The following is a 24,223-nucleotide window of genomic DNA, read 5'->3' as shown; positions in this document are numbered from 1 at the left end:
CGATTTACCAAACTTTACAAGCCGCTAACCCAACTTTGCGCTGACAGAAATCATACTGGGCACAACAGATGAGACAACCAAGGAGAGCATCATGCGTACCAAATACATTGTCGCCATTGGCGCGGCCATTATCTCTGTTGCAGGCATCGGTATGAGCGTAGCGAACGCCGACGATCGCGAAGACCACATGCAGCGTAAACTGGATCGTATGTCCGAACGGCTGAACCTGTCCGAAGAGCAGGAAGCGCAACTGCGTTCCCATATGGCGGGCGGAAAAGATCAGATGAAGGCGCAACGGGAATCCCGTCGCGAGATCCAGCGTCAACTGATGCAGTTAGACCCGGGCGCTGCCGACTATCAGGATCAGCTAAGCCAGTTGGTACTGAAAGCACAGAAGCAGACCGAGGCGATGATTCTCGCCCGGGCCGAACAGAAGGAGAAACTGCATCAGATTCTGACCCCGGAGCAGGAAGCAAAATTTGCTGAGATGAGGAGTCAGATGCAGGAAAAAATGGAAAAACGCGGCGACCGCCACGGTGGCTATGGTCATCACGGTGAAGACCACCGGGGTAAAGGCTGCCGTTAATCATAACCTCAGGCGGGCAGAGGCCCGCCTGATAGCGTTGTAAACTGAACATTCAGATCAGTTTGGACGCGATATCCTTCACATCTTCCATCACCACAAAGGTACTGGTCTGCTTCACATAAGGCAGATTAGAGATCTTCTCCCCGAGCACTTCGCGGTAGGATTCAATATCTGAGGTACGTACCTTCAGCAGGTAATCAAAGTTGGCCGCAATCATGTGGCATTGTTCGATCTCCGGAATCGCACGTACCGCTTCATTAAATGCCTGTAGCGCTTTGGTCTTGGTGTCGTTCATCGTCACCTGAACAAAAGCCACCTGTTTGGCACCGAGTTTTTTCTGATCGATCAGCGCCGTGTAGCCCTTGATATAACCCAGTTCTTCAAGTCGCTTCATGCGTACCTGACAGGGAGTTTTTGACAAACCCACCCTGGATGCCAGTTCAGTCACCGTGACACGACCGTTCTTCTGCAGCTCGCGCAGAATCGCCATATCAAGTTTATCCAGAGGTTCCATCTTAATTCCCCCCGCTGCAGGAAAGCCCAAAAGGCAAGTAAGTAGAGATAAATATAGTGAATTCGTCTTTTGCTCACAAGTCTACTACGCTTTATGTAGCATTATTTCCGGTCTTAATTATCAAAGTGAGTCTAAAATCGCGCATTGGCAGTTAAAAAACCTGTTCTGGCGAACAAAAAAGACCAATAGCCTAGAAATTGACCAAATTAAGAGCAAATAACCAATAAATAACCGGTAACATTTTTTCCATATGTCTCCATCGGACTGGTGGTCAAAAACCGACCATCCCTCAGGACATTAAGGCAGTGCCGTGGAAGGCCTCTGCCGGGGGCATAGATCAGGATGGATCAATAATAATCATAATGTAATACAACGAGGTTTCTGCATGGTAACCCTAACATTTATCATTTACCTGATTCTGATGCTTGCGATCGGTATCGTTGCCTATCGTCGCACTCAGGATCTGTCTGACTACGTTCTGGGTGGACGTAACTTAGGGCCGATCCCAAGTGCGTTGAGTGCTGGCGCATCAGATATGAGCGGCTGGCTGCTGATGGGCCTGCCCGGCTACGCCATGGCTGCGGGCTACGGCTCCTTCTGGCTGGCTGGCGGTCTGCTGGTCGGCACCTGGCTGAACTGGCTGCTGGTTGCGCAACGCCTGCGCGTATACTCCCAGCGTGCTGATGATGCACTGACTCTGCCAGCCTTCTTCGAGAAGCGCTTTGAAGATAACACTCACAGCCTGCGTGTCATCTCTGCCGTGTTTGTACTGGTGTTTTTCCTGTTCTACACCAGCTCCGGTCTGGTAGCGGGCGGCAAGCTGTTCGAAACCGTGTTCGGCTTTGACTACACTCTGGCGGTACTGGTCGGAGCTGCAGCGGTCATCTCCTACACCCTGTTCGGTGGTTTTCTGGCGGTATCCTGGACCGACGTGGTACAGGGCCTGCTGATGGTGGGCGCACTGATTCTGGTTCCTCTGTTTGCCATGGGCGAGATCGGTGGCCTGAGCGGCACACTGTCTGCCGTGGAAGCGAAAAACCCTGAACTGCTGAACATGTTTACCGAAGCCGACGGCAGCAGCATCACGCTGATTGGTACACTGTCTCTGCTGGGCTGGGGTCTGGGCTATTTTGGTCAGCCGCACATTCTGGCACGTTTTAAAGGTATCAAGAGTAAAGATCACGTTCCGGCTGCACGTCGTATCGCGGTGATCTGGTCTGCTATCTCCATGGCCGGTGCCTGCCTGATCGGCCTGAGCGCTATCGGCTACCTGCCGCAGGGTCTGGGCGATAACGAAACCGTATTCATGGTGCTGGTTGATGCACTGTTCCACCCGGCGATTGCGGGTGTACTGCTGGCGGCCATTCTGGCGGCGGTGATGAGTACTGCGGATTCCCAGTTGCTGGTGTCCTCCTCTGCACTGGCGGAAGACTTCTACAAGGCACTGTTCAACAAAGAAGCGACTCAGGAACAACTGGTACGCGTTGGCCGCGTCGCTGTAGTCGTGATTGCAATCATCGCGACCTTCCTCGCCATGGACAAAGACTCCAAAGTTCTGGAATTGGTGTCCTACGCCTGGGCTGGCTTCGGTGCCGCCTTCGGTCCGGCTCTGATCATGTCTCTTTACTGGAAGAACATGACTAAAGCGGGCGCGCTGGCTGGTATCATCACCGGTGGTGTGACGGTCGTAGTCTGGAAACAGTTGTCAGGCGGCTGGTTCGACCTGTACGAAATTATTCCGGGCATCATCTTCGCCTTTATCGCAATTATTGTTGTCTCCCGGATCACCCCGGCACCTTCCGCTTCTATCCAGCAGCGTTTTGCCGAAGTGGAAGCAGAAATTAAAAGCTGATCAGGCTTTGTTCTGACTTCAGGATCCATTCTCCAAAAACCGGCTGAGTTATCAGCCGGTTTTTTTGTCTTTCACACCCAGCCCAGCGCGCTCTCTGTCCTAAGCTTTGTCAGCAACCCGCTCTTTGCCACAGAACAAAACTGTTCAATAAACATACAAGCCAAGAAATAACCAAAAAGCACAAATGACTTAATTTTATTAATTTTAAGAAACAGTAATAAACAAAAGACAAAAAATAAGATTATTCATAACTGCTTTTTTGATTTATTTAGAGAAAAAGACTTTTTTGCTCCCGCTAGAATAGGCCAGCATAGAATAAGAGGAAAAAAGTATGAGCTTATCAATCGACCAGTGCCGCCAGAACATCCGTGAAAACTATCTGGCTAACGAAACCGATACTATCAGCAAGCTGATCAATAACGCCCGCATCAGCGAACAGGACCGCCAGGCGATCTCTGCGAATGCCGCCGATCTGGTGCGCAAGGTTCGCACGGAAAGCACCCCTTCAATGATGGAAAAGTTTCTCGCCGAATACGGCCTGACCACCAAAGAAGGTGTTGCCCTGATGTGTCTCGCCGAAGCGCTGCTGCGTGTTCCGGACAGCATGACCATCGACGCACTGATCGAAGACAAAGTCGTACCGGGTAACTGGAAAGGTCACCTTGGCCAGTCCGCCTCCTCTCTGGTGAACAGCTCTACCTGGGCACTGCTGATCACCGGCAAACTGCTGCAGGAAGATGACAATAAAGGCGTGGGCTCCACCCTGAAAGGGATGATCAAACGTCTGGGTGAACCGGTCGTACGTACCGCGGTATCTCAGGCGATGAAAGAGCTGGGCCGCCAGTTTGTTCTGGGCCGCACGATTCAGGAAGCGACGAAGCGCGCCAGCAAACTGGAAAAGCAGGGTTACACCTACTCTTACGATATGCTCGGCGAAGCTGCACGCACCGATGCCGATGCACTGCGCTACCATCAGGCCTACGCCAAAGCGATCAGCGAACTGACACCGAGCTGCAAAAGCGACGATATCCGCAGCAACCCGGGTATCTCGGTAAAACTGTCTGCACTGCACGCACGCTACGAAGTCGGTCAGCGTGAACGGGTGATGCAGGAGCTGGTCGAGCGCACCCTGAGTCTGGCCATTCAGGCTAAAGAAGCCAACATGGGCTTTAACATTGATGCAGAAGAAGCAGACCGTCTGGATCTGTCACTGGATGTCATTGAAGCGGTACTCGCCGATCCCCGCCTTGAAGGCTGGAATGGCTTTGGCATTGTGGTACAGGCCTTTGGCCAGCGTGCCAGCCATGTACTTGACTGGCTGTATCATACCGCTGAGCGTCTGCAGCGCCGTATCATGGTGCGTCTGGTTAAAGGCGCTTACTGGGATGCAGAGATCAAGCGCGCTCAGGTACTGGGCCTCGACGGCTTCCCGGTATTTACCCGTAAGATCAACACCGATCTGTCCTACATGTGCTGCGCTGAAAAGCTGCTGGGTATGACCGACCGCATCTACCCTCAGTTCGCTACCCATAATGCACACTCTGCTGCCGCCATCCTCTACATGGCCCAGCAGAACAATGTGGATAACTTTGAGTTCCAGCGCCTGCACGGCATGGGCGAATCCCTGCACGATACCGTACTCAAAGCCAACAACACCCGCTGCCGGATCTACGCACCGGTAGGCGCTCACCGTGATCTGCTGGCTTATCTGGTACGCCGTCTGCTGGAAAACGGGGCAAACAGCTCCTTTGTAAACCAGATCGTAGACACCCGGATCACACCGGAAGAGATCGCCCGCGATCCGTTCAGCCAGATTCTGGCCAACGGCGGCGATCTGTCCAACCAGCGCATTCCGACACCGGCGCAGATTTTTGGCGCCAAGCGTATTAACGCTAAAGGCTGGGACATTACCGATCATACAACTCTGCAACAGCTTGAACCGCAGCGCAGTGAATTCCAGAACTCTCAGTGGCAGGCTAAGCCACTGATCGCAGCCACATCACAGAGCAGCGACACTACCCCGGTACTGAACCCGGCCGATCCGGCTGATCAGGTTGGCACGGTAACCAGCAGTTGCCCTGAAGATATCGAAAACGCCATTGTCGCTGCCGGTGAAGGCTTCGCGCGCTGGTCACAGGCCGATGCGAAAGAACGCGCAGCCTGCCTGCGTCGTGTAGCTGACCTGTATGAAGCGAACGCCGCAGAACTGTTTGCTCTGGCCAGCCGCGAAGCGGGTAAAACCCTGCTGGATGCGGTAGGCGAAGTACGTGAAGCAGTGGACTTTGCGCGCTACTACGCCAATGAAGCCGAGAAACACGCCGCAGCCGATGCCCGTGGCATCATCACCTGTATCTCGCCGTGGAACTTCCCGCTGGCAATTTTCTCAGGTCAGGTACTAGCGGCACTGGCCGCGGGTAACAGCGTACTGGCTAAACCGGCCGATCAGACGCCGCTGATGGCTGCCCGTGCGGTTGAACTGATGCACGAAGCCGGCATTCCGGCTGACGTAGTTCAGTTGCTGCCGGGTTCAGGTCTGGCAGTAGGCGCACCACTGACATCAGACCCACGCATTGCTGCCGTCTGCTTTACCGGCTCCACCCTGACCGCACAGCGGATCAATCAGGTGATGGCGGAGAAGATGGCTCCCGATGCACCACTGGTTGCTGAAACCGGTGGCATGAACGCAATGATCGTTGACTCTACCGCCCTGCCGGAACAGGTTGTGCGTGATGTACTGATGTCGGCTTTCCAGAGCGCCGGCCAGCGCTGCTCAGCACTACGCGTGCTGTACCTGCAGGAAGATATCGCCGATAACCTGCTGGAGATGCTCTATGGCGCTATGGATGAACTGCGCATGGGCAGCCCATGGTTGCTGAGCACGGATGTAGGCCCGGTTATCGACAGCGCTGCCAAAGCGAAGATCGACCAGCACTGTGCCGCTTTTGCCGCACGTGGCCGCCTGCTGAAACAGATGGATGCGCCACAGCAAGGTACCTTTGTTGCCCCGACCGTTCTCAAGGTAGACGGCATCGAAGAGCTGGAAGAAGAAATTTTTGGCCCGGTGCTGCACGTTGCGACCTTTGCAGCGAAAGATATCGACAAGGTTGTCGCTGCAATCAACAGCAAAGGTTACGGCCTGACTTTCGGCCTGCACACCCGTGTTGATAGCCGTGTTGAAAGGATCGTTAACCAGATTGCGGTGGGTAATATCTACGTTAACCGTAACCAGATCGGTGCGATTGTCGGCTCTCAGCCATTCGGTGGCGAAGGCCTCTCGGGTACCGGCCCTAAAGCGGGCGGCCCGCACTATGTGAAGCGTTTTACCCGCTCTGCCGTGACCAGCACTGCGTTCAGCAGCGAAGCAGCCAGCATTGATGCGGCAACCCTGCAGACACTGATCGACGGCCTCAAGCCTGCACGCTGGGCAACCGATAACGAGCGCCTGAGCAAGCTTCAGTCGCTGTTTGCAGAGCAACTGAATTCTGTATCTCTGCCGGCACAGCGCGCTGAACAGATGCCAGGCCCCACCGGCGAGCTCAACCTGCTCTCCGAAAATGGCCGCGGCGTTGTACTTTGCCTGGGCCCGGATGCCGCACAGGCGACTCAGCAGGCAGCGGTCGCGCTGGCTCAGGGGAATGCGGTCGTGATCATTGCTGAAGGCATTGACGGCCTGTTGCGCCATTGTGCCGAGCAGGGTCTGCCGGTTGCCGGTGCTGAGGGTCAGTTGAGTGACAGGCGGTAACTTCGAAGACCTCGATACCAGCGATACAGCGACAGTTACTGTTGACGATACGCTGGATACCACTACCGTAACCCTGTCCGACGTGACTGCTAACGAGGGTGATGGCACCGCAACCATCACCGCCAGCGTGGAAGCTCTGCTGCCGCTGATCACCGAGGTCGATCAACCGGAACGCTTTGTACTGGAACGTCACCTCTGCATCGACACCACCGCAGCAGGCGGTAATGCCAGCCTGATTGCTGCTGCCGACTAATCCCCGGCAGCGACCTTTTCCACTTACTTCGTTTTTTGGATCATGGGCAAAATTCGAAGATCTTTCACCCCGGCTTAGCGGAGACTCCCTGAGCCGGGGCTTTTTTATCCGCCTTACGTTTAAGCCTGCTGTTCCTGATACCAGCTTATAAATTCCTCAGCCGGCATTGGCCGTGCAATCAGGTAACCCTGTATCTGGTCACAATTCAACGCCTTCAGCATAGCGAACTGGATCTCGGTCTCAATCCCCTCGGCGACCACCTCAAGTCCCATCGCCTGACTCATCTCAATAATCGACGAAACAATGGTGCGATCCACATCAGACGTATCGATATTGATCAGAAAGCTGCGATCAATCTTCAGCACATCCATACTGATGTTGCGAATATAGCTGAGGCTGGAATACCCGGTGCCGAAATCATCAATCGCAATCCGTAACCCCTCAGTCCTTAACTGATCGATCGCCACCTGAGTCTGCTCCAGACAATGCAGAAAGCTGCTTTCCGTCAGCTCTACCGACAACAGGTAGGGTGGCAGTTGATAAGTTTCGAGCACCTGCAGGATCTCCTCGACCACATCACGCCGCTGGACCTGCTTGGCGGATACGTTGATCGCTACCGGAATAGACAAACCCTGCGCATGCCATTCGGCTGCCTGACGCACAGCCTCTGTCATCACATAGTGACCTATCTGATCGATCAGGCCGAGGTCTTCTGCCAGAGGAATAAATTCATCCGGCGGCACAAAACCAAGCTCAGGATGACGCCAGCGAATCAAAGCTTCGACCCCGGTCGTCTTGCGCTGGGCCAGATCCACTTTTGGCTGATAGTAGAGATCAAACTGCCGGGTCTCGATTGCCCGGTGCAGATCATTCGCCATACGGTAGCGGGATTGCACCAACTGATGCTGTTCGGAGGAGAAGAAACGATAACTGTTGCGGCCAAAGTCCTTAGCCTGCTTTACCGCGGCCTCAGCACACTGAAAAAGCTCTTCCGGTTCAGTGGCATCGGTAGGGAAGAAACTCACCCCGACACTCACGGTCAGGTTCAGCTCGCTACCGTTAAGCAGCACCGGCTGATTCACCGATTCAAGAAGACGATTAAGGAAATCACTGACCGCATTATCATCTTCCACATCGGTCAGAATCATATTGAAAGAATCACCACCAAACCGCGCGGCGGTATCGCCTTCATCCAGCAACAGCTCGATCCGCCGTGCCAGCTCGCGCAGAACCTGATCTCCCCCCTCCAGACCAAAGCGGTCATTAACCCGCTGAAAATAGTCCAGATCGAGGAATACCAGTGCAACTTTAAGGCTATGTTCCTGTGCATAACCCAGCGAGAGTTTAAGGCGGTCATTAAACATCTTCCGGTTGGGCAGCCGGGTCAGTTCATCAAAATAAGCCAGACGCTTAATCCGCGCTTCAGACTTTTTAATCTCGGTCAGATCAGAAAAGATCGAAGCATACTGGCAGATCTGGCCGCTCTCATCTTCAACCGCCGTGATGGTCAGCCATTCCGGGTAGATAGATCCATCTTTACGCCGGTTCCATATCTCCCCCTGCCAACTGCCCTTTTCGGTCAGAGAGCGCCACATTGTTTTGTAGAACTCTTCATCGTGCCGGCCGGAGCTGAGCAGATTGGGGTTTTTACCCAACACTTCCCACTCCTCGTAACCGGTAATCTCGGTGAAGGCCGGGTTGACCCGCTGGATACGCGCCTGTGTATCCGTCACCACGATCGCCTCCATGGAGGCCTCGATAACCTTATCCGCCAGCTTCAGGTTCTGCTGTGACATCTGCAGTGCCCGGTCACGCTCATTCAACAGTTCTTTCAGGCGATAGACATAGTCCATCTCCACATTCCGCAGAATATCGCTGTAGGAGAGAAGACCGATAACCCGGCCATCGTGGCTTTTCACACCCAGATGATGGAAATGATTCTGACGGAAGATCTTCCGTGCGTTATAGAGGCTCAGATCCTCCTCAACACAGACCAGCTCACCGGAGATACTTTCAGCCAGCGTGGTATCCAGTGAGCCTCCGGCCAGACAGGCGATCAGATCGTTTTCTGTGATAATGCCGATCACATCCCGGTCGCGGCTGACCAGTGCCGCACTGCGACCTGTGGCCTTAAGGCGCTCAATCGCCAGCCTCAGGGATTGATCATGGGGAAGAATAAGCGGGTCTCGACTGACCACCTGCGAAACCGAGCGCAGGAACAGGTCATGCTCAACGCCCTGACTGTTCACCACATCGGTTTCAGAAAGAATGCCAAACAGCGCGCCATCATCATCCACCACTACCAGATGGCGAAAGCCGGATGCCAGAAAACGCAGCCCGGCGTCATCAATCGATTCCTTGTACTGTGCAGTCTGGACCGGGGAGGACATAAAGCCCATCACCCGAACAAAGGAGAGATCTTCACCTTCTACGGTGAGCCGCAGGATGTCGCGACGGGTAACAATACCGACCGGACGGTCTTCAGAGCAGACCACCACACAGCCGATTTTGTGCCGTGCCAACTGTTGAACCACATGCTCAGCACTGTCTCCCGGCGCACAGGTAACCAGATCACGTTGCGCGACCTGATGCACCAAGAGGGGTTTATGCTGATATGGGGATGACTCCATTACGCCTGGAGGACCTCGCTAATTACTGTACATTCATATTAGCCAAATCCATTCAGCCGGGGAAATCCATCCATCACGTCGGCCCAGCTTACCTGCTACATGCCGGCAGAACCATGATATAGATCGGTATAGCGGAATCTAATCAGGCGCCTGCCGGCAGCAAGCCATTAATCAACCTTTTCAAACATGAGATCCCAGACACCGTGCCCCAGACGCTCACCACGCTTCTGGAATTTGGTCACCGGACGCCAGTGCGGCTGATCTGAGTAACAGCCTTCGCCCGCCTGATTACGGTAACCCGGTGCGGCACTCATAATTTCCATCATATGCTCAGCGTAGTTTTCCCAGTCGGTTGCCATATGGAAAACGCCACCCTGCTTCAGTTTCTTACGCAGGGTTTCAGCAAACTCAGGCTGCACAATACGACGCTTGTGGTGGCGCTTTTTATGCCACGGATCAGGGAAGAACAACTGGATGCAATCAAGGCTGGCGTCAGGAATACACTGCGCCAGCACCTCAATGGCGTCGTCACAGAACACCCGGATATTCTCCAGTCCCGCTTTTTCAGCATTGCTCAGCAGGCGGCCAACACCGGGGCGGTGTACTTCGATACCGATATAGTTTTTCTCTGGCTGATCCTTGGCCATCTCAATCAGCGAATCCCCCATACCGAAGCCGATCTCCAGCACCACCGGCGCCTCACGACCGAACACTTCGGCCAGATCCAGCTTGCCCTGCTGCAGCTCAAGTCCCATCCGCGGCCATACCGCTTCCATCGCTTTCTGCTGACCTTCGGTCATACGTCCGGCGCGCAGGACAAAGCTTTTCACTGTCCGCATATGCTTTTCTTCAGGGTTCTGCTGTTCGCTGTTGTTCTGTTCTGACATCTGATCGATCCAAAAAATTAAAACAAAGCAGCCCGACCAAATGATCAGGCTGCGAAATATCAGTGTAGCCGATCTGGCGGCTTATTTTCCGACGCTGATGTTACCTGCGCCTACTTACCTACAATCGTACCTTCCATCGGCGAAGAGGCACTGGCGTACTTCTTCCGCGGCATACGACCGGCAAGGAACGCCTCACGGCCCGCTTCAACCGCTTTTTTCATCGCCGACGCCATCAGAATCGGGTTGCGCGCACCGGCAATCGCCGAATTCATCAGCACGGCTTCACAGCCCATCTCCATCGCCACAGCCGCTTCAGACGCAGTACCCACACCGGCATCGACCAGAACCGGTACTTTGCAGTCTTCCATGATGACGTTGATATTGTGTGGATTGAGAATCCCCAGACCGGAACCGATCATGGAGCCCAGCGGCATAATCGAGACACAGCCGATCGATTCCAGCTCTTTAGCAACAATCGGGTCGTCACTGGTATAAACCATGACTTTAAAACCATCACGTACCAGCTCATCGGCCGCCTTGATCGTTTCAACTACGTTAGGATACAGCGTCTTCTGGTCACCCAGCACTTCCAGCTTCACCAGATCATGGCCATCCATCAGCTCGCGCGCCAGCTTACAGGTACGCACCGCATCTGCCGCATTAAAGCAACCGGCGGTGTTAGGCAGAATGGTGTACTTATCCGGCGAGATCACATCCAGCAAATTAGGCTCATCCGGATTCTGGCCAATATTGGTACGGCGCACAGCCACGGTTACGATCTCAGCACCACTGGCCTCGATTGCCAGCCGGGTTTCTTCCAGATCTTTGTATTTACCTGTACCAATCAGCAGACGTGAGTTGAACGTCTGGCCTGCGATAATTAACGGATCATTTAGCTGTGACATGAAGTCCATCCAATCAATAATTTTTATAGGGTTACTCTGGCTTTTCGGGTAACAGGTGCTCAGCCACCACCGATGGCGTGCACGATCTCTACCCGGTCCGCAGCCTGCAGAATGGTGTCTGCATGCTCACTACGCGGCACAATCTCAAGGTTGAGTTCAACGGCAATCCGCTTCTCACCCAGCTCCAGCTTATCAATCAGGCCGGTCAGGGTGGTACCTTCAGATACCTGCAGCATCTCACCATTTACCTGGATCTGCATTGATCTATCTCCTGTCAGAAAATATCGCGGTATACGCCAGCAGAGCCCAGCCTGCCAACAGAGCCAGACCGCCCAGCGGCGTTACCACTCCCAGCATCCGTTCGCCACTCAGGGCCATGGCGTAAAGGCTGCCGGAAAACAGCAGGATCCCCGATGCAAAGGCCATATAGGCCCGATTTAAACCAGCCTGAGGCAGCTTATCGGTCAGGGCAATGAAGAGCAGCACCAGCGTGTGATAGAACTGATACTCAACCGCTGTCTGGTAGGCCTGATACAACGCAGGCTCAAGACTGGCTTTGAGGGCATGCGCCCCAAAGGCACCCAGCGCCACCGCTAAAAAACCGCTTAACGCCGCCCACCCTGTCTGGAGCCGCTTACTCATGGGAGATCCTGAATAAAAGAGAAGCAATTATAGCGAATTTCTACGTCACCTGTCCCTGTTTGGCAGACACAAAAAAGCCGCTCGAAAGCGGCTTATTCAGATGACCGGAGATCAGGCCTCCATGGTCACCCGGATCTTTTTCATGGCGTTTTTTTCCAACTGACGGATTCGCTCTGCAGAGACGCCATATTCAGCGGCCAGCTCATGCAGGGTTGCTTTGTCGTCGGTCAGCCAGCGGCGAGCCAGAATATCCTTGCTGCGGTCGTCCAGTTCGGCCATGGCCCCCATCAGACGACGCTGGGCGTCTTCTTCCCAGTTTGCATCTTCCAGCAGCAGCGACGGGTCAGCGCTTTTATCTTCAAGATAGTGCGCCGGCGCCCAGGCAGCCTGCTCGTCATCCGCACCTTCAGGTGCATCAAACGCCGTATCCACGGAAGCCATACGGCCTTCCATCTGACGTACGGTTTTAGCTTCTACGCCCAAGTCCTCAGCAATGGCATTGACCTCATCATTGGTCATCCAGCCCAGTGCCTTCTTCTTGGAACGCAGGTTAAAGAACAGCTTACGCTGCGCTTTGGTGGTCGCTACTTTAACGATACGCCAGTTACGCAGGATAAACTCGTGCATCTCGGCTTTTACCCAGTGCACCGCAAAAGAAACCAGACGTACACCCATGGTCGGATCGAAACGTTTTACCGCTTTCATCAGACCCACATTGCCTTCCTGAATCAGATCGCCCAGTGGCAGGCCGTAGCCGGAGTAAGTTTTAGCCACGTGCACAACGAAGCGCAGGTGTGACATAACAAGCTGACGGGCAGCCTCTACGTCTCCCTCATAATGCAGCCGCTCAGCCAGAGAACGTTCCTCTTCAACACTCAGGACCGGAATCGCTGTTACTGTCTGAACATACGCATCCAGGTTCTGGCCAGGAGAAAGGTTTTCAACAACTTGTAAGCTAGTGCCCATTAAGACCTCGCATCATTCTGCTCTAAACGTCGCAGATATGACTTAATTGCAGTGATAAAGTTCCAAAATAAAACGCATCTGCGTAAGCAGAGGACCGAAAAATATAGCGGCTTAAAGTATAAAACGCAAATATGACAAAGCGACGACCCGGCTACTGCGGCTCGATCTCCCGCAGATGCCGGCCCACAGCCAGTTTGGCGCCGAACAGGCCAAGCAGTATGCCCACCAGCAGAAGCACCAGACTGTCGCCAAAGCCCAGCCCCTGAAGATCAAAACCGCTCTGATAAAGCCCCGCCAGCTCGGCCACCGGCCGGCTGATCAGCAGCAAACTGCTCTGCACCAGTAACCAGGCACTCAGCGCCCCCAGCAAACCAAACCAGAAGCCGGTGTAGATAAACGGCCGGCGCACCCAGGCATCCGTTGCCCCGACCAGCTTCGCGACCTGAATTTCATCTTTACGGTTCTCAATAAACAGACGAATCGTGTTACCCACCACCAGCAATACAGAGAGCGCCAGCAACGCGCCTAAGACCAGTACCACCCGGTTAGCCAGTTGCACAAAAGACGCCAGCCGTTCGACCCAGACCATATCCAGTACCGCCTGTTCAACGCCGGGTAACCCTGCCAGCTCCTGCTGCAGAGTACTCAGTTTGAGCTTACTGCCATCGCGCGGCTGTACCACTACCACTGCCGGCAGCGGGTTATCATCGAGAAATTCCAGCACATCAGCCAACCCCGAGATCTGCTGAAACTCATGCAGTCCCTGAGCCTTACTCACCAGTTCCACTGCAGCCAGATCCTCGCGCAACAGCAAACGCTGACTGAAGGTTTCTGCCTCCGCCTCGGAGAGTTTTTTATCCAGATAGAGGGAGATGCGGGGGTCACCTTTCCATTCACCGCTGAGTTGATGAATATTTTTCAGGCCAACAAACATCAGCCCCGGAAGGGCCAGTGCAATCGCCAGCACCGCCAGCGTCATCAGCGTTGGCAGCGGCGTCGCTTTGAGGCGCAACAGGGCTTCCCGTGCAGTTTGTTTGTGATGCCGTATCCAGCTTCGGCTCTGGGCCGCCAGATCAACCTTATGCCGCGCCGCGCCTTTGCTCTGTGCGGGGGAGGGTTGTTGAGGTGCAACCGGGCGCTGTTGTCTTTCAGCACCGCGTTTAACCGGTTCCTGCTTAGCCATCGCGCAGCAACCTCCCCTGATCAAGAATCAATGTACGGTGGCCGGTACGTGAAATCAGCGCCAGATCGTGACTGGCAATCAGTACCGTGGTGCCGTGCCGGTTAAACTCCATAAACAGGCTCATAATCTCGGCCGAGAGGGTCGGGTCAAGGTTACCGGTTGGCTCATCCGCCAGCAGCAGTTGAGGCTTGTGTACAATTGCCCGGGCAATGCCGATCCGCTGCTGTTCACCGGTAGAGAGCGCAATCGGATTGAGCTTTTCTTTGCTCAGCAGACCCACCTTATCCAGCGCGGCCCTGACCCGCTTACCGATATCGTCCTGTTCATAACCGGAGATCTGCAGTGGCAGAGCCACATTGGCAAACACACTGCGGTCGAACAGTAACTGATGATTCTGAAACACCACACCGATGCGGCGACGGTGGTAGGGAATATCATCGTGACTAAAACTGGCCAGATCCTGATTCGCCACCATCACCTGACCGCGACTGGGACGTTCCATCAGCATAATCAGTTTCAGCAGGGTACTTTTACCGGCACCGGAGTGGCCGGTCAGAAACGCCATTTCACCACGTTGCAGGAAAAAGCTGACATCACGCAGGGCATCATGCCCTTCGGGATAACGCTTGCTGACGTTTTCAAAGCTGATCATACAGGCTCCGCCTCAGGTTCATTGCAGCGCTTCGCCTCAGTCAAACAGGGCGTCGACAAACTCCTGGGAGCGGAACGGGCGGAGATCATCAATCTGCTCACCAACACCGATAAAGCGGATGGGCAGATCCATCTGTTTGGCGATCGCAAAGATCACCCCGCCTTTCGCAGTACCGTCCAGCTTAGTCAGGCTGATGCCGGTTACACCGACACTTTCTTTGAAGATTTTCGCCTGACTCAGTGCATTCTGACCGGTGCCGGCATCCAGTACCAGCATCACTTCATGGGGAGCCTCAGGTGACAGTTTCTTCGCCACACGCACCACCTTTTCGAGCTCCTGCATGAGGTTATCTTTGTTCTGCAGACGCCCGGCGGTATCAGCGATCAATACATCGATCCCCTTGGCCTGCGCAGACTGCAAAGCATCGAAAATAACCGAAGCCGAATCAGCACCTGTATGCTGCGCCACAACCGGCACCTGATTCCGCTCACCCCAGACCTGCAACTGTTCCACGGCGGCAGCCCGGAAGGTATCTCCCGCCGCCAGCATCACCGATTTGCCTTCGCTCTGGAAGCGCTTCGCCAGCTTACCGATCGTCGTGGTTTTACCGACGCCGTTAACACCCACCATAAGGATCACATAGGGCTTTTTATCGACCGGAATCTCAAGCGGCTGTTCAGACTGGTGCAGCAGACCCGCCAGTTCCTCTTTCAGAGCAGCCTGCAGTGCCTGCGGGTCGCCCAGTTCTTTACGCGCGACTTTGTTGGTCAGGCGTTCGATAATTTCGGTGGTCGCCTCAACACCCACATCGGCCATCAGCAGCAGGGTTTCTATCTCCTCCAGCAGATCGTCATCGATCTCTTTAGCGCCCAGAAACAGGTTGCCCAACTGTTCGGTGAGGTTAGCCTTGGTCTTGCTCAGGCCGGATTTGATCCGGGCGAAGAAGCCTTTCTTCTCCTCTTTGGTTTCGGTTTTAACCTCAACCGGTGCAACCGATGTCAGTTCGGGCTCAGGCTGAACCTCCGGGCTTTCAACAACTGCAGGTTCAACAGGTTCAGGAGCTACCTCCGCAGCAACCTGTACATCTGCCACAACAGGCGCTTCGACAGGCAGCTCATCAGCCTCAGCAACCGCTTCCCCGACCTGAACTTCCTCTGCCGTTTCAGTAACCGGTTCAACCGCCGTCTCTTCCGCCACAACCGGAGCAGATTCTGCTACTGCGGTTTCATTCTGCTCAGCCGGCTGTTCGGCCAGCTCTGCCTGCTCGACATCCTGTGACTGCGCCTGCGGTTTTTTCTCTTCTTCCGCAGCACCACCGAATATCGATTTCAGTTTTTTAAACATTGAAGATCCTCATACAGCGCCTGACCCAAACAGCCGCTGGTTGATACAAAAAATTATCTGTCCTCAGCATCGTCGGTGCTCAGGTAACGATAGGCCGCTACCAGCACGACGGCTGTTATCAGGGTGCAGGTGTATGCGATATAGCTGGTGTCCCAGCCTCTGGCGATAAACAGGTCAACTAAATCCAGCATGACTCAGGCCTTCATCTGCTTTCTGAACAGGACGCAGACCTGTGGAAAACAGAGCAGGTCCGCCGCAAAGTCTGGTATCTTATCACAGTGATTTGGTCCAGAGACTACCCTTTATGGCAAATGAGTACCGCCCCTTTTTCAGCCGCAAACATATCAGTGCTCTGATGTGGTTCAGCCTGCTTGCGATTCTGCTGCTTTCGACGCTTGGGCCCGGGGATGTCGAATATTATGAGATTGAAGCGGCAAAGTCCGGGAATCTCTACTGGATGGAGATGCATGAGCAACCTGAAACCCTTGCCATCCTGCTGCCGACACCCGCTGCACTGAACCCTGAACAGCGCCGGTTACAGCAACTCAAGACTCAGATTCTGCAAACCCGTCTGCAGCAAATGGCCAGCCCGGCATACAGTTTCAACGTGGCTCCCCGTCAGGACCGGATCGAAATCACTCTGCGCTGGGCCAGTGATCAGCCGGTGCCTGATCTGAAAAACCTCTGGCGACATCTGAGCCAGCCGGTTGAGAGTGCTCGCTGGCACGAAGCGCTGAAAAAAATCGAAGCACGTCAGTATCTGCAATCCCAGTCTGAGGAGCAGCAACTGATCGACCAGTTTTTCCGTCAGTTACAGCCAGAAACCCGGGCCGACCTGCTGGGAATGCTGGCGACGCGCTACCATCAGTTGTTTACATCACCTCGCTATGCGGTCAGCGGTGAGCAGGCCGAAGAGGTGGCAGAACAGGTACAACAACAGTTACCCACAGGCCCGCAGGTTGCAGCACAACCCATGCCCCGGATCAGCGCCAGTTCAGAGCAGCAAAGCAGCAGCGGCGATCACTATCGCTTATTGCTCGGTAGTACGATCGTCGCCCGTATCGACCCCGGTTATCAGGCTGAACGCATTGCCGCACGGGTACTGCAGGATCTGCTGAGCGCCAACCCCGGCAACAGCCCGCTGCAGTTCCGTCTGCTCTGGTCCGCACTGCAAGAGGCCGGCTACCGGGCGCTGCTCGTCAGCAGTCAGGTACACCCTGAATCGCTGCTGGCACAACTGCAGCAACAGATCAGTGACGAGTTAATCGAGCACAGCCAGAATCAGCTTGCCGCCGAATGGCAGGAGCGCATGCGCGAACCACTGAACCAGCAGCAGGCCCTGAATCAGATCGCCTTCTACGGCCTGCCAACTGACAGCATGGCGGAATACAGCCAGCAACTGCTGGATCAGGAACCGGAACAGATTCGTGAAATTGCCCGCCGGGCCTTGCAAAGCGAACAGCAGATCCGCATCCTTCACTCCCCCAGGAATTAAGGAATCAGTATGGGCCGCAAAAATCCCCCACGCAGACAAACCGGCAACCGACCGTTAGCCAGCTCGTATCTACGTATCATCGCGGGTCAATGGCGTGGGCGGAAGCTGGAATTTATTCCGGAAGAGGGCCTGCGCCCGACCCCCGACCGGGTCAGGGAAACCCTGTTCAACTGGATTCAGACAGCCGTTCCGGGTGCCCAATGTCTGGATCTGTTCAGCGGCAGTGGTGCACTGGGGCTGGAGGCCCTCTCGCGCGATGCGGGCAGTGCTACCTTTATCGATCTGAACAGCACCACCACGCGAAAACTGCAGGACAATCTGCACCTGCTGAAATGCCAGAATGCCGATGTCATTCAGGCCGATGTTGTGCAGTGGCTGAACAGTCGCCAGACCGATCTTGAGCCACGTTATGATCTGGTCTTTATGGACCCGCCGTTCCGCAAGGGACTGGTCGCCCCTTGCTGTGAGCTGCTGGAACAGCGGAACATGCTGTCAGCCAATGCGCTGATCTATGTGGAAACGGAATCAGAACTGGGTGATCCCGGCGTACCGGCAGGCTGGCAGGAACTACGGCAGAAAAAAGCCGGTCAGGTCACCTACCGGCTCTACAGTCGGGAAGGCTGAGGCCATACAGTCAGGAAAGCTGATGCTCTGCAGTCGAAAAAATGAAGTTCCTCAGGCTGCCAACCCATATAGGTAGCTGTGAACCAGTGATTTGATCTGTGCTTTTTCGCTCACCGCTGCCGGGCTCTTTAACGCACAGGCGCTGACCCCATAAACAATCGCCAGCGCACTGGCGGGAACGGGGTCGGTTTTACCCGGACTACCCGGAATCTGTTTCTGCTTGCGGGCTTTTTTGATGATTTTGGCCAAGCGCTGCAACCACTCCTCACGCTCTTCACGGATGACCGGCTCTAACGCCTGCAGCTCAGGCTGATGCTGATTTCCCTGATGGAAAACCTGCCAGATATGACCGGCACGCTCATCATTCAGAATACGCTTACACCAGTCACCCAGAAAACCGCCGAGGGACTGCAACGCATCCTGACGGGCAGACTGCAGTTGATCCAGATAGATATCTTCCAGCGGGAAACGACACTCCTCATAGAGCGCGGCCACCAGATCACTGCGGTTCTTGAAATGCCAGTAGAGCGCGCCGTGAGTCATCCCTGCTTCACTGGCAATCTCTTTCAGACTGGTACGGGCAATGCCCTGCTCAGCAAACATTCTGAGTGCAGTCCGGAGCAGCAACTGGCGTGTCTGCTCCGCTTCTTCTTTGGTCCTTCGTGGCATGCTGGTATTCCAAACCTAAACTGATATCTGTCCATTATATAAATTCAGCCGGGTTATAAAGTTACAGAAAAATTACATATGAATCAGCATGTTATTTTTTAGCGTTTTAACGGGCAGGCTCAACATCATCGAGATAAAAGCGCGCGTCATATCTCTGCAGATCATCCACCGTTACCCCCTGCGGGAGCTCAAACCGGGCGGCGAACACCTGTCCGGGTTTAATGTAACCGGGCACATGATCAACGTAGCGCTCGACCTTATTGTCGCGTTTGAAATATAACCCCATCACCAGATTTTTCAGCACCGGACCTCTTACCGCATAGCGCCAGCGGGTTTCCAGCTTCTGAGCCGAAGCCTTACGGCTGGATTCCAGCTTCAGCCCGGCCTCCACCGATTTTACAAAATGTGCCTGCTGACGTTGACGCAGCTCCTCCTGCTTCGCCCCCTGATGCTGCACGTATGCGCCCAGCGCCGTGGTCAGCAGAGCACTGACTCCCCCCCCCTCACCTGCAGCCGCCTCTGCATTATTCTTGCGCCAGAGAACATTATTATCCAGCAGGGCCTGAGCGTTCGGATTGATCCGGTTTTTCTGGTAATAAGGCATCACTTTCTGCCCTACGGCCTGCGCTTCCTGATAACGCTCTGCGTTCACCGGGTGATCATGATGAAACAGCGCCCGGGCATTCCCTTCAGCAGTGTATTTGCGCTGCCAGATCCGGCTGGCCGCCATCGGGTCGTATCCCGACAGGGCGGAGTAGAGAATCCCTATCCGGTCTGCCTCGCGTTCACTTTCGTGGGTGAAGGCTGCCTGATATCCGCTACGGCTAACAGAATTGGAACCCGCCAGAGCACTGACCTGAGCATGTGTCTGACGTTCATACACGTGGTTAGCCACCGTATGCGCGATCTCATGGCCGATCACCGCCGCCAGTTCCGCGTCATCCTTCAGGGTATCCATCAGTTCGGAGTGCACCACAATATAGGTGCCCCCGGTTGTGAAAGCGTTAAAGCTGTCACGCCGGATCAGCAGAGGCTGCCAGCGCTCATCTTTGAGGTGGGAGATCTGATGCACCCGGTCAAACACCCGTACCAGACGCTGGTACTGCTGTTTATCTACCGCAGCATTAACAGGCCGGCCGGCTTTTTTCTCAGCAGCAATCAGTTGTTCGATATACGCATTGCCATTGGCAATCTGTGCCGACCGGTCAGCCATGCTCAGGGTACGCTGGCCGGTCACGCGGTCCCGTTCGCTGACCGATTCAGCCACCTGATAGAGCCCCTGATCCACTTTCTGCAGCGCCTGACACCCCGATAACCCCACCGCAGCCAACACAATCAGCGCAACCCGTTTCCAGCCCATCACCTTAATACCCCCATACCGCATATAGTTATTAGTAATAATAAATTAATTTTTTATAACTGACAGAGCTCAATACATTCCATTATTGTATTTGTACCCCCCGGTCAATTCAGCTACTATGCCGCACTTGCGAATTTGCTAATTGATCGGGAGTTGTATATACAGTTCCCAAATAGACATCAACCGCTGTGAACCTCATATGAATACAGCTGTATACCCGGGTACATTCGATCCAATCACCAACGGTCATTCCGATCTGGTGGAGCGCGCAGCCAGACTTTTCGACAAGGTCGTTATAGCGATTGCTGAGAGTCCGAACAAGCGTCCTCTCCTCCCTCTGGAGAAGCGTGTGGAATTGGTGTCAGAGGTAACATCTCACCTTGATAACATTGAGATTGTTGGCTTTGATTGTCTGTTAGCAGAACTACTTGAGCAACAAAACGCAAACATCATTTTGCGTGGCCTGCGCGCGGTGTCGGATTTCGAATACGAGTTCCAGCTTGCTGCGATGAACCGGCACCTGGCGCCCAGCGTAGAAAGCATATTTTTAACACCGGCAGAGCACCTGTCTTTTGTCTCCTCCACACTGATCAGAGAGATCTCCAGTCTGGGCGGCGACGTAAGCAAGTTTGTGCATCCGGCGGTGCAAAAGGCCCTGCTTGAGCACCATGGCCATTAATTAATTCATGTTATGACAGTGAGGTAGCCATCATGGCATTGATCATTACTGACGAATGCATCAACTGTGATGTATGTGAGCCGGAATGCCCTAACGAGGCAATCTCTCCGGGTGATGAAATTTACGAGATCGAACCATCCAAGTGTACTGAGTGCGTAGGCCACTACGACACTCCACAGTGTGTTGAGGTTTGCCCGGTTGACTGTATCCCTAAAGATCCGGATCACGAAGAAACCGAAGCTCAGCTGATGGAAAAGTACAAGCAGCTGACCGGCCAGTAAGTCGATCTGAACGCAGAAAAAAGCAGGCACTGAGCCTGCTTTTTTTGTGCTTCAAACAGCCTAAGGCTCGCGCCAGAAGATCACCCGGTCATTCCCTCGCGCCCGGCCAAAGGTGATGATCGCGTCAGGCAGCGTAACATCACCCGCCGCACCATCCTGATTCCAGTCGTAGCGAAGCCACTCATCCAGTGAACTGATTCCCACCGGAAAATATCCGGTGTAATCGGTACCGCCGCCGCTGGCACCCGGTGCGCTGAACACCAGACCGAAATCACCGCTGCCTGCCAGTGCATCCGTGCCATCAATATTCAGCGTACCCAGTGTAGAACCATCACCCACCGTCACGGTACGTGAAGAGTTATCCACAGCGATTATCCCGCCGTCAAAGCTGATATCCGACAGGGGTATCCGGCTGCAACTGTCACTGCCATTGGTCACAAAACGACTGCCGTTCCAATACTCTACAGCAAACGGAACCGGCAGATCCTGAGTTTCCGGGCCATGCGCAGACTGCAACAGCAAGCGACCATAGAGCGCCTGATGCTCATCACCCAGTGAGATGGCGGTACAACTTCCCGCACAGGCGCCCGCACTGGCCGGATCTGTATCCAGCTGATCCGCATGAAACCGAACCCCATCACTGAAACCACCGGATACCTCTGTACTGGTCAGCCCTAACTGCACCTGACTGAACGGGCCATCTTCCAGACCCTCGGCACCACCGTTACGGATAAAGCGTAGTGTCCTGACCGAATCATCGGCACCACCACCGGAGGTTTTATCCGTCAGATCAACGACACCTGCGGTCCAGCCACTCAATGAAGCGCCATCCGCGCTAATCCGGCTCAACGCATTACCATCATCACTGTCTTCTGCGGTGAGTGCGAGGTTATCGGTGTTATAGAGCGCAATATCGTAGTTCTCGGTGACGGAGTCATCCGCCGCCCGGGCCTCCACCCGATACTCAAGACTGGCATAGGGCTGCTGCATATAGACAAAACCACTGCAGCTCAGGGTCAGCGATTTGTCCGTGAGGAAGAAGTGATCCGGATAGAATCGACCGGTTTTTGGTGAGAAACCGCTGATATCCGCATCGGCTGCGCCCAGATAGTCGTTGTGATCTGCCCGCAGGGTCATACTGCCCACTTCATCATATTGCAGCACCGCAGTTGCATAGGCTCCCGCTCGGTTGCTGTAGGTATCCAGCAGCAAGCCGCTATCGCCATCAAGGTTACCCTCAACCCCACCCAGCGGGGTAAATTCGTACACTGAGAGCTGAACAGTACCTGTATAGTTAGGCGTTACCGCATTATCTGACAGATCTGCATCCGGCTGCGGAATACCATCGAAGTTTCCGCTGCCATCATCGTCGTCAGAAGCATCATAGGCATAGGCATTGAGCTCGACACTGAAATCGCGTCCGGCTGCAACAAAGCCCTCGCCAAACAATTCATCACCACCCGGATTATCTTTCTCTGTGGTATAGATCCGACCGAATCCGAAGCCGAAGGGACGCACTACAAACAGATTGGAGCTACCGCTCATAACCACACCGGTTTCCGAGCCGTCAAAGCGGGCATATAGCTGTATCTGGCCGGCATCGCTGTAGGTGAAGTGGAAGGGTGCTTTGGCTTCGGCATCGAAGCTCATCTGCACATCTGCGTAACTGGCAGGGACTGCCGGAGAGGCTGAATTAAGCGAGATATCCACAGCGGGATTGGTATCACTCTGCAGGCTCAACTGCTGCCCCGCGACACAGATATCGGGATTCTGACACTGCGCGGCCACCTGAATCGTTTGGGTGCCTGATACAGCAGCCGTACAGACCGAAGCATCGCCATCGGAAGCACGGACCGCCTGCAAAAAGAGTTGCTCTGAAAACGGGGAGTCTGCGGAGGATTTCCCGGAGATCTGGGTCGGTATCAGCTCATTGCCGGAGGCGTCAACAAACCTCAATTCCGCGGTGCTGAAAGTGATCGACGGGTCATCCGCCGCCGTGGCTTCGCCACTGGTCTCAGTTGACGTTCCGTCAGTCACGTTAAAGGAGAAAGTTTCACTGCCTGAGGTCAGATCGATGTACTCAAACAGCAGTTGTACGCTCTGCTCGCCTTCAGCAAAACTGTAGGTTGCCACCCCATCTCCGGCGCTGCCGTTATCCAGTGCGCCGCTGCCGCTGGCAATTCCAACCCAATCGCCTTTGCCATGGGAGGTGGACAGCGTAATGACCGATTGCGCGGCATCTACAGTGCCGTGGCTGGCGTCACCGTGAGCGCTGATCGTCACGGTTTCCCGCAGACAGGTCACTCCGCTACCGGAGTGGCTAATAGCGTAGTGATCTACATCGGCATCCGGCTCACCATTGTTGTTACTGCCCGGCGTCGGGTCATCGACCTCAACGAAGCCTCCTTCACCATCGGGCATACGCGCCAGAATTACTTTGTTATCTCCCCCGCCACCCAGATCATTGGTGCATGCAGCAGGCACCTCCCAATAGGTGCTCTTTTTGCAACTGTCCTTACAGAAATGGGCATAATCCAGCGCCTTGCCTGAACCATCCAGCAACAGCACCTCCCACTCATTAGAACTGAGAGTCTGAGCGGAACTGAGATACTCTTTGGGTGTGTGCGAGGTTATGCCGCTGTCGTAGGTCTGGCTACTGCTGTCGAAGGCACCGACAATCATATTGCCACTGCCGTAGCCCCGGCAGTCGGGGGATTTACCCTGATCGCTGGTGCAGAGTTGCCAGCCGGACACATCCACTGCGGATTCGCCCAAAACCGCCACCTCGATATAACGGATCGGCCCCGCCGTGCCCTGCGGCACCAGCTCGTTAATTACGCCCGAATCGCTGCTGCTGCAATCAATACTGACCCCAGAGCCGCCTTTCTTCGGAGCAGCGCTTGCGGTTCCCGCAACCAGAACAGTGATAAGTCCGATATAGCGCCACTTCATCCGTTAC

At 54.6% G+C, this 24,223-nt stretch carries 22 protein-coding genes; 8 read left to right on the top strand and 14 right to left on the bottom strand.

Features of this window, described 5'->3' with window-relative positions; translation table 11 throughout:
- Window positions 1–91: 91 nt before the first annotated feature.
- On the top strand, window positions 92–586 hold the full coding sequence (locus tag QUD59_RS08830) for a Spy/CpxP family protein refolding chaperone (protein WP_286240914.1): 495 nt from the start codon (window positions 92–94) through the stop codon (window positions 584–586).
- A gap of 52 nt (window positions 587–638) precedes the next feature.
- Here the strand turns inward: QUD59_RS08830 and QUD59_RS08825 are convergent, their stop codons facing one another.
- Window positions 639–1,100, bottom strand: a complete 462-nt coding sequence (locus tag QUD59_RS08825) for an Lrp/AsnC family transcriptional regulator (RefSeq protein WP_286240913.1) — start codon at window positions 1,098–1,100, stop codon at window positions 639–641.
- A 385-nt stretch (window positions 1,101–1,485) separates the two neighbouring features.
- Here QUD59_RS08825 and putP point away from each other — a divergent pair, with 385 nt between their 5' ends.
- The 3 genes from putP (at window position 1,486) to QUD59_RS08810 (ending at window position 6,947) form a co-directional block, all read left to right on the top strand.
- Window positions 1,486–2,952 (top strand): sodium/proline symporter PutP, encoded by a 1,467-nt coding sequence (gene putP / locus QUD59_RS08820; protein WP_286240910.1) that lies wholly within the window; start codon window positions 1,486–1,488, stop codon window positions 2,950–2,952.
- A 331-nt stretch (window positions 2,953–3,283) separates the two neighbouring features.
- Window positions 3,284–6,694 carry a bifunctional proline dehydrogenase/L-glutamate gamma-semialdehyde dehydrogenase PutA gene (gene putA / locus QUD59_RS08815; protein ID WP_286240909.1) on the top strand — a complete coding sequence of 1,137 codons (3,411 nt, stop codon included), beginning with the start codon at window positions 3,284–3,286 and terminating at the stop codon, window positions 6,692–6,694.
- Entirely contained in the window at window positions 6,681–6,947 is a 267-nt protein-coding gene (locus tag QUD59_RS08810; RefSeq protein WP_286240908.1) for a hypothetical protein, read from the top strand. Before putA ends, QUD59_RS08810 begins: the two co-directional genes overlap by 14 nt.
- 119 nt (window positions 6,948–7,066) lie before the next feature.
- Here QUD59_RS08810 and QUD59_RS08805 read toward each other — a convergent pair whose 3' ends face one another.
- The 10 genes from QUD59_RS08805 to QUD59_RS08760 form a co-directional block, all read right to left on the bottom strand.
- Window positions 7,067–9,577, bottom strand: a complete 2,511-nt coding sequence (locus QUD59_RS08805; protein ID WP_286240907.1) for an EAL domain-containing protein — start codon at window positions 9,575–9,577, stop codon at window positions 7,067–7,069.
- A gap of 167 nt (window positions 9,578–9,744) precedes the next feature.
- A complete protein-coding gene (gene trmB / locus QUD59_RS08800) occupies window positions 9,745–10,464 on the bottom strand; it encodes a tRNA (guanosine(46)-N7)-methyltransferase TrmB (RefSeq protein ID WP_286240906.1) in 720 nt (239 codons plus the stop codon).
- Between the two features lie 110 nt (window positions 10,465–10,574).
- Complete coding sequence (locus QUD59_RS08795; protein WP_286240905.1) at window positions 10,575–11,369, bottom strand: thiazole synthase; 795 nt, start codon at window positions 11,367–11,369, stop codon at window positions 10,575–10,577.
- A gap of 59 nt (window positions 11,370–11,428) precedes the next feature.
- Window positions 11,429–11,629 carry a sulfur carrier protein ThiS gene (gene thiS, locus QUD59_RS08790; protein ID WP_286240904.1) on the bottom strand — a complete coding sequence of 67 codons (201 nt, stop codon included), beginning with the start codon at window positions 11,627–11,629 and terminating at the stop codon, window positions 11,429–11,431.
- Window positions 11,630–11,633: 4 nt separating this feature from the next.
- Entirely contained in the window at window positions 11,634–12,011 is a 378-nt protein-coding gene (locus tag QUD59_RS08785) for a DUF423 domain-containing protein (protein ID WP_286240903.1), read from the bottom strand.
- Between the two features lie 111 nt (window positions 12,012–12,122).
- On the bottom strand, window positions 12,123–12,977 hold the full coding sequence (gene rpoH / locus QUD59_RS08780) for an RNA polymerase sigma factor RpoH (protein WP_286240902.1): 855 nt from the start codon (window positions 12,975–12,977) through the stop codon (window positions 12,123–12,125).
- A gap of 151 nt (window positions 12,978–13,128) precedes the next feature.
- Complete coding sequence (gene ftsX / locus QUD59_RS08775) at window positions 13,129–14,160, bottom strand: permease-like cell division protein FtsX (RefSeq protein WP_286240901.1); 1,032 nt, start codon at window positions 14,158–14,160, stop codon at window positions 13,129–13,131.
- The gene (gene ftsE / locus QUD59_RS08770) at window positions 14,153–14,812 is read right to left on the bottom strand and encodes a cell division ATP-binding protein FtsE (protein WP_286240899.1); all 660 of its coding nucleotides are present in this window, start codon (window positions 14,810–14,812) and stop codon (window positions 14,153–14,155) included. Before ftsE ends, ftsX begins: the two co-directional genes overlap by 8 nt.
- Before the next feature lie 36 nt (window positions 14,813–14,848).
- Window positions 14,849–16,156 (bottom strand): signal recognition particle-docking protein FtsY, encoded by a 1,308-nt coding sequence (ftsY, locus tag QUD59_RS08765; RefSeq protein ID WP_286240897.1) that lies wholly within the window; start codon window positions 16,154–16,156, stop codon window positions 14,849–14,851.
- Window positions 16,157–16,209: 53 nt separating this feature from the next.
- On the bottom strand, window positions 16,210–16,347 hold the full coding sequence (locus QUD59_RS08760; RefSeq protein WP_286240894.1) for a hypothetical protein: 138 nt from the start codon (window positions 16,345–16,347) through the stop codon (window positions 16,210–16,212).
- 113 nt (window positions 16,348–16,460) lie between these two features.
- Between QUD59_RS08760 and QUD59_RS08755 the strand changes: the two genes are divergently transcribed.
- Complete coding sequence (locus QUD59_RS08755; protein ID WP_286240892.1) at window positions 16,461–17,651, top strand: peptidase M16 family protein; 1,191 nt, start codon at window positions 16,461–16,463, stop codon at window positions 17,649–17,651.
- A gap of 9 nt (window positions 17,652–17,660) precedes the next feature.
- On the top strand, window positions 17,661–18,275 hold the full coding sequence (gene rsmD / locus QUD59_RS08750; protein ID WP_286240890.1) for a 16S rRNA (guanine(966)-N(2))-methyltransferase RsmD: 615 nt from the start codon (window positions 17,661–17,663) through the stop codon (window positions 18,273–18,275).
- Between the two features lie 51 nt (window positions 18,276–18,326).
- On the opposite strand, the gene QUD59_RS08745 is transcribed toward rsmD, so the two are convergent.
- Both QUD59_RS08745 and QUD59_RS08740 read right to left on the bottom strand, forming a co-directional pair.
- Window positions 18,327–18,944, bottom strand: a complete 618-nt coding sequence (locus QUD59_RS08745) for a TetR family transcriptional regulator (protein WP_286240889.1) — start codon at window positions 18,942–18,944, stop codon at window positions 18,327–18,329.
- Between the two features lie 106 nt (window positions 18,945–19,050).
- The gene (locus QUD59_RS08740) at window positions 19,051–20,304 is read right to left on the bottom strand and encodes a M48 family metallopeptidase (protein WP_286241015.1); all 1,254 of its coding nucleotides are present in this window, start codon (window positions 20,302–20,304) and stop codon (window positions 19,051–19,053) included.
- Between the two features lie 199 nt (window positions 20,305–20,503).
- On the opposite strand from QUD59_RS08740, the gene coaD reads away from it, so the two are divergent.
- Both coaD and QUD59_RS08730 read left to right on the top strand, forming a co-directional pair.
- Window positions 20,504–20,983, top strand: coding sequence for a pantetheine-phosphate adenylyltransferase (gene coaD, locus QUD59_RS08735; RefSeq protein WP_286240888.1), 480 nt, complete (start codon window positions 20,504–20,506; stop codon window positions 20,981–20,983).
- 32 nt (window positions 20,984–21,015) lie between these two features.
- On the top strand, window positions 21,016–21,264 hold the full coding sequence (locus QUD59_RS08730) for a YfhL family 4Fe-4S dicluster ferredoxin (protein WP_286240887.1): 249 nt from the start codon (window positions 21,016–21,018) through the stop codon (window positions 21,262–21,264).
- 60 nt (window positions 21,265–21,324) lie between these two features.
- Here QUD59_RS08730 and QUD59_RS08725 read toward each other — a convergent pair whose 3' ends face one another.
- Window positions 21,325–24,216 (bottom strand): DUF6701 domain-containing protein, encoded by a 2,892-nt coding sequence (locus QUD59_RS08725; protein ID WP_286240885.1) that lies wholly within the window; start codon window positions 24,214–24,216, stop codon window positions 21,325–21,327.
- Window positions 24,217–24,223: the final 7 nt, after the last annotated feature.

This window comes from Neptuniibacter halophilus (assembly GCF_030295765.1).
In the GTDB taxonomy this organism is placed as follows: Bacteria; Pseudomonadota; Gammaproteobacteria; order Pseudomonadales; family Balneatricaceae; genus Neptuniibacter; species Neptuniibacter halophilus.
Note: the sequence above shows the minus strand (reverse complement) of the source record. Positions and strands in the feature narration are given on the sequence as shown.

Bases quoted from the DNA above. Each gene is read 5' to 3' on its own strand.
- QUD59_RS08830 (WP_286240914.1), top strand. From the start codon at position 92: ATGCGTACCAAATACATTGTCGCCATTGGCGCGGCCATTATCTCTGTT.
- QUD59_RS08825 (WP_286240913.1), bottom strand. From the start codon at position 1,100: ATGGAACCTCTGGATAAACTTGATATGGCGATTCTGCGCGAGCTGCAG.
- putP (WP_286240910.1), top strand. From the start codon at position 1,486: ATGGTAACCCTAACATTTATCATTTACCTGATTCTGATGCTTGCGATC.
- putA (WP_286240909.1), top strand. From the start codon at position 3,284: ATGAGCTTATCAATCGACCAGTGCCGCCAGAACATCCGTGAAAACTAT.
- QUD59_RS08805 (WP_286240907.1), bottom strand. From the start codon at position 9,577: ATGGAGTCATCCCCATATCAGCATAAACCCCTCTTGGTGCATCAGGTC.
- trmB (WP_286240906.1), bottom strand. From the start codon at position 10,464: ATGTCAGAACAGAACAACAGCGAACAGCAGAACCCTGAAGAAAAGCAT.
- QUD59_RS08795 (WP_286240905.1), bottom strand. From the start codon at position 11,369: ATGTCACAGCTAAATGATCCGTTAATTATCGCAGGCCAGACGTTCAAC.
- thiS (WP_286240904.1), bottom strand. From the start codon at position 11,629: ATGCAGATCCAGGTAAATGGTGAGATGCTGCAGGTATCTGAAGGTACC.
- QUD59_RS08785 (WP_286240903.1), bottom strand. From the start codon at position 12,011: ATGAGTAAGCGGCTCCAGACAGGGTGGGCGGCGTTAAGCGGTTTTTTA.
- rpoH (WP_286240902.1), bottom strand. From the start codon at position 12,977: ATGGGCACTAGCTTACAAGTTGTTGAAAACCTTTCTCCTGGCCAGAAC.
- ftsX (WP_286240901.1), bottom strand. From the start codon at position 14,160: ATGGCTAAGCAGGAACCGGTTAAACGCGGTGCTGAAAGACAACAGCGC.
- ftsE (WP_286240899.1), bottom strand. From the start codon at position 14,812: ATGATCAGCTTTGAAAACGTCAGCAAGCGTTATCCCGAAGGGCATGAT.
- ftsY (WP_286240897.1), bottom strand. From the start codon at position 16,156: ATGTTTAAAAAACTGAAATCGATATTCGGTGGTGCTGCGGAAGAAGAG.
- QUD59_RS08760 (WP_286240894.1), bottom strand. From the start codon at position 16,347: ATGCTGGATTTAGTTGACCTGTTTATCGCCAGAGGCTGGGACACCAGC.
- QUD59_RS08755 (WP_286240892.1), top strand. From the start codon at position 16,461: ATGGCAAATGAGTACCGCCCCTTTTTCAGCCGCAAACATATCAGTGCT.
- rsmD (WP_286240890.1), top strand. From the start codon at position 17,661: ATGGGCCGCAAAAATCCCCCACGCAGACAAACCGGCAACCGACCGTTA.
- QUD59_RS08745 (WP_286240889.1), bottom strand. From the start codon at position 18,944: ATGCCACGAAGGACCAAAGAAGAAGCGGAGCAGACACGCCAGTTGCTG.
- QUD59_RS08740 (WP_286241015.1), bottom strand. From the start codon at position 20,304: ATGGGCTGGAAACGGGTTGCGCTGATTGTGTTGGCTGCGGTGGGGTTA.
- coaD (WP_286240888.1), top strand. From the start codon at position 20,504: ATGAATACAGCTGTATACCCGGGTACATTCGATCCAATCACCAACGGT.
- QUD59_RS08730 (WP_286240887.1), top strand. From the start codon at position 21,016: ATGGCATTGATCATTACTGACGAATGCATCAACTGTGATGTATGTGAG.
- QUD59_RS08725 (WP_286240885.1), bottom strand. From the start codon at position 24,216: ATGAAGTGGCGCTATATCGGACTTATCACTGTTCTGGTTGCGGGAACC.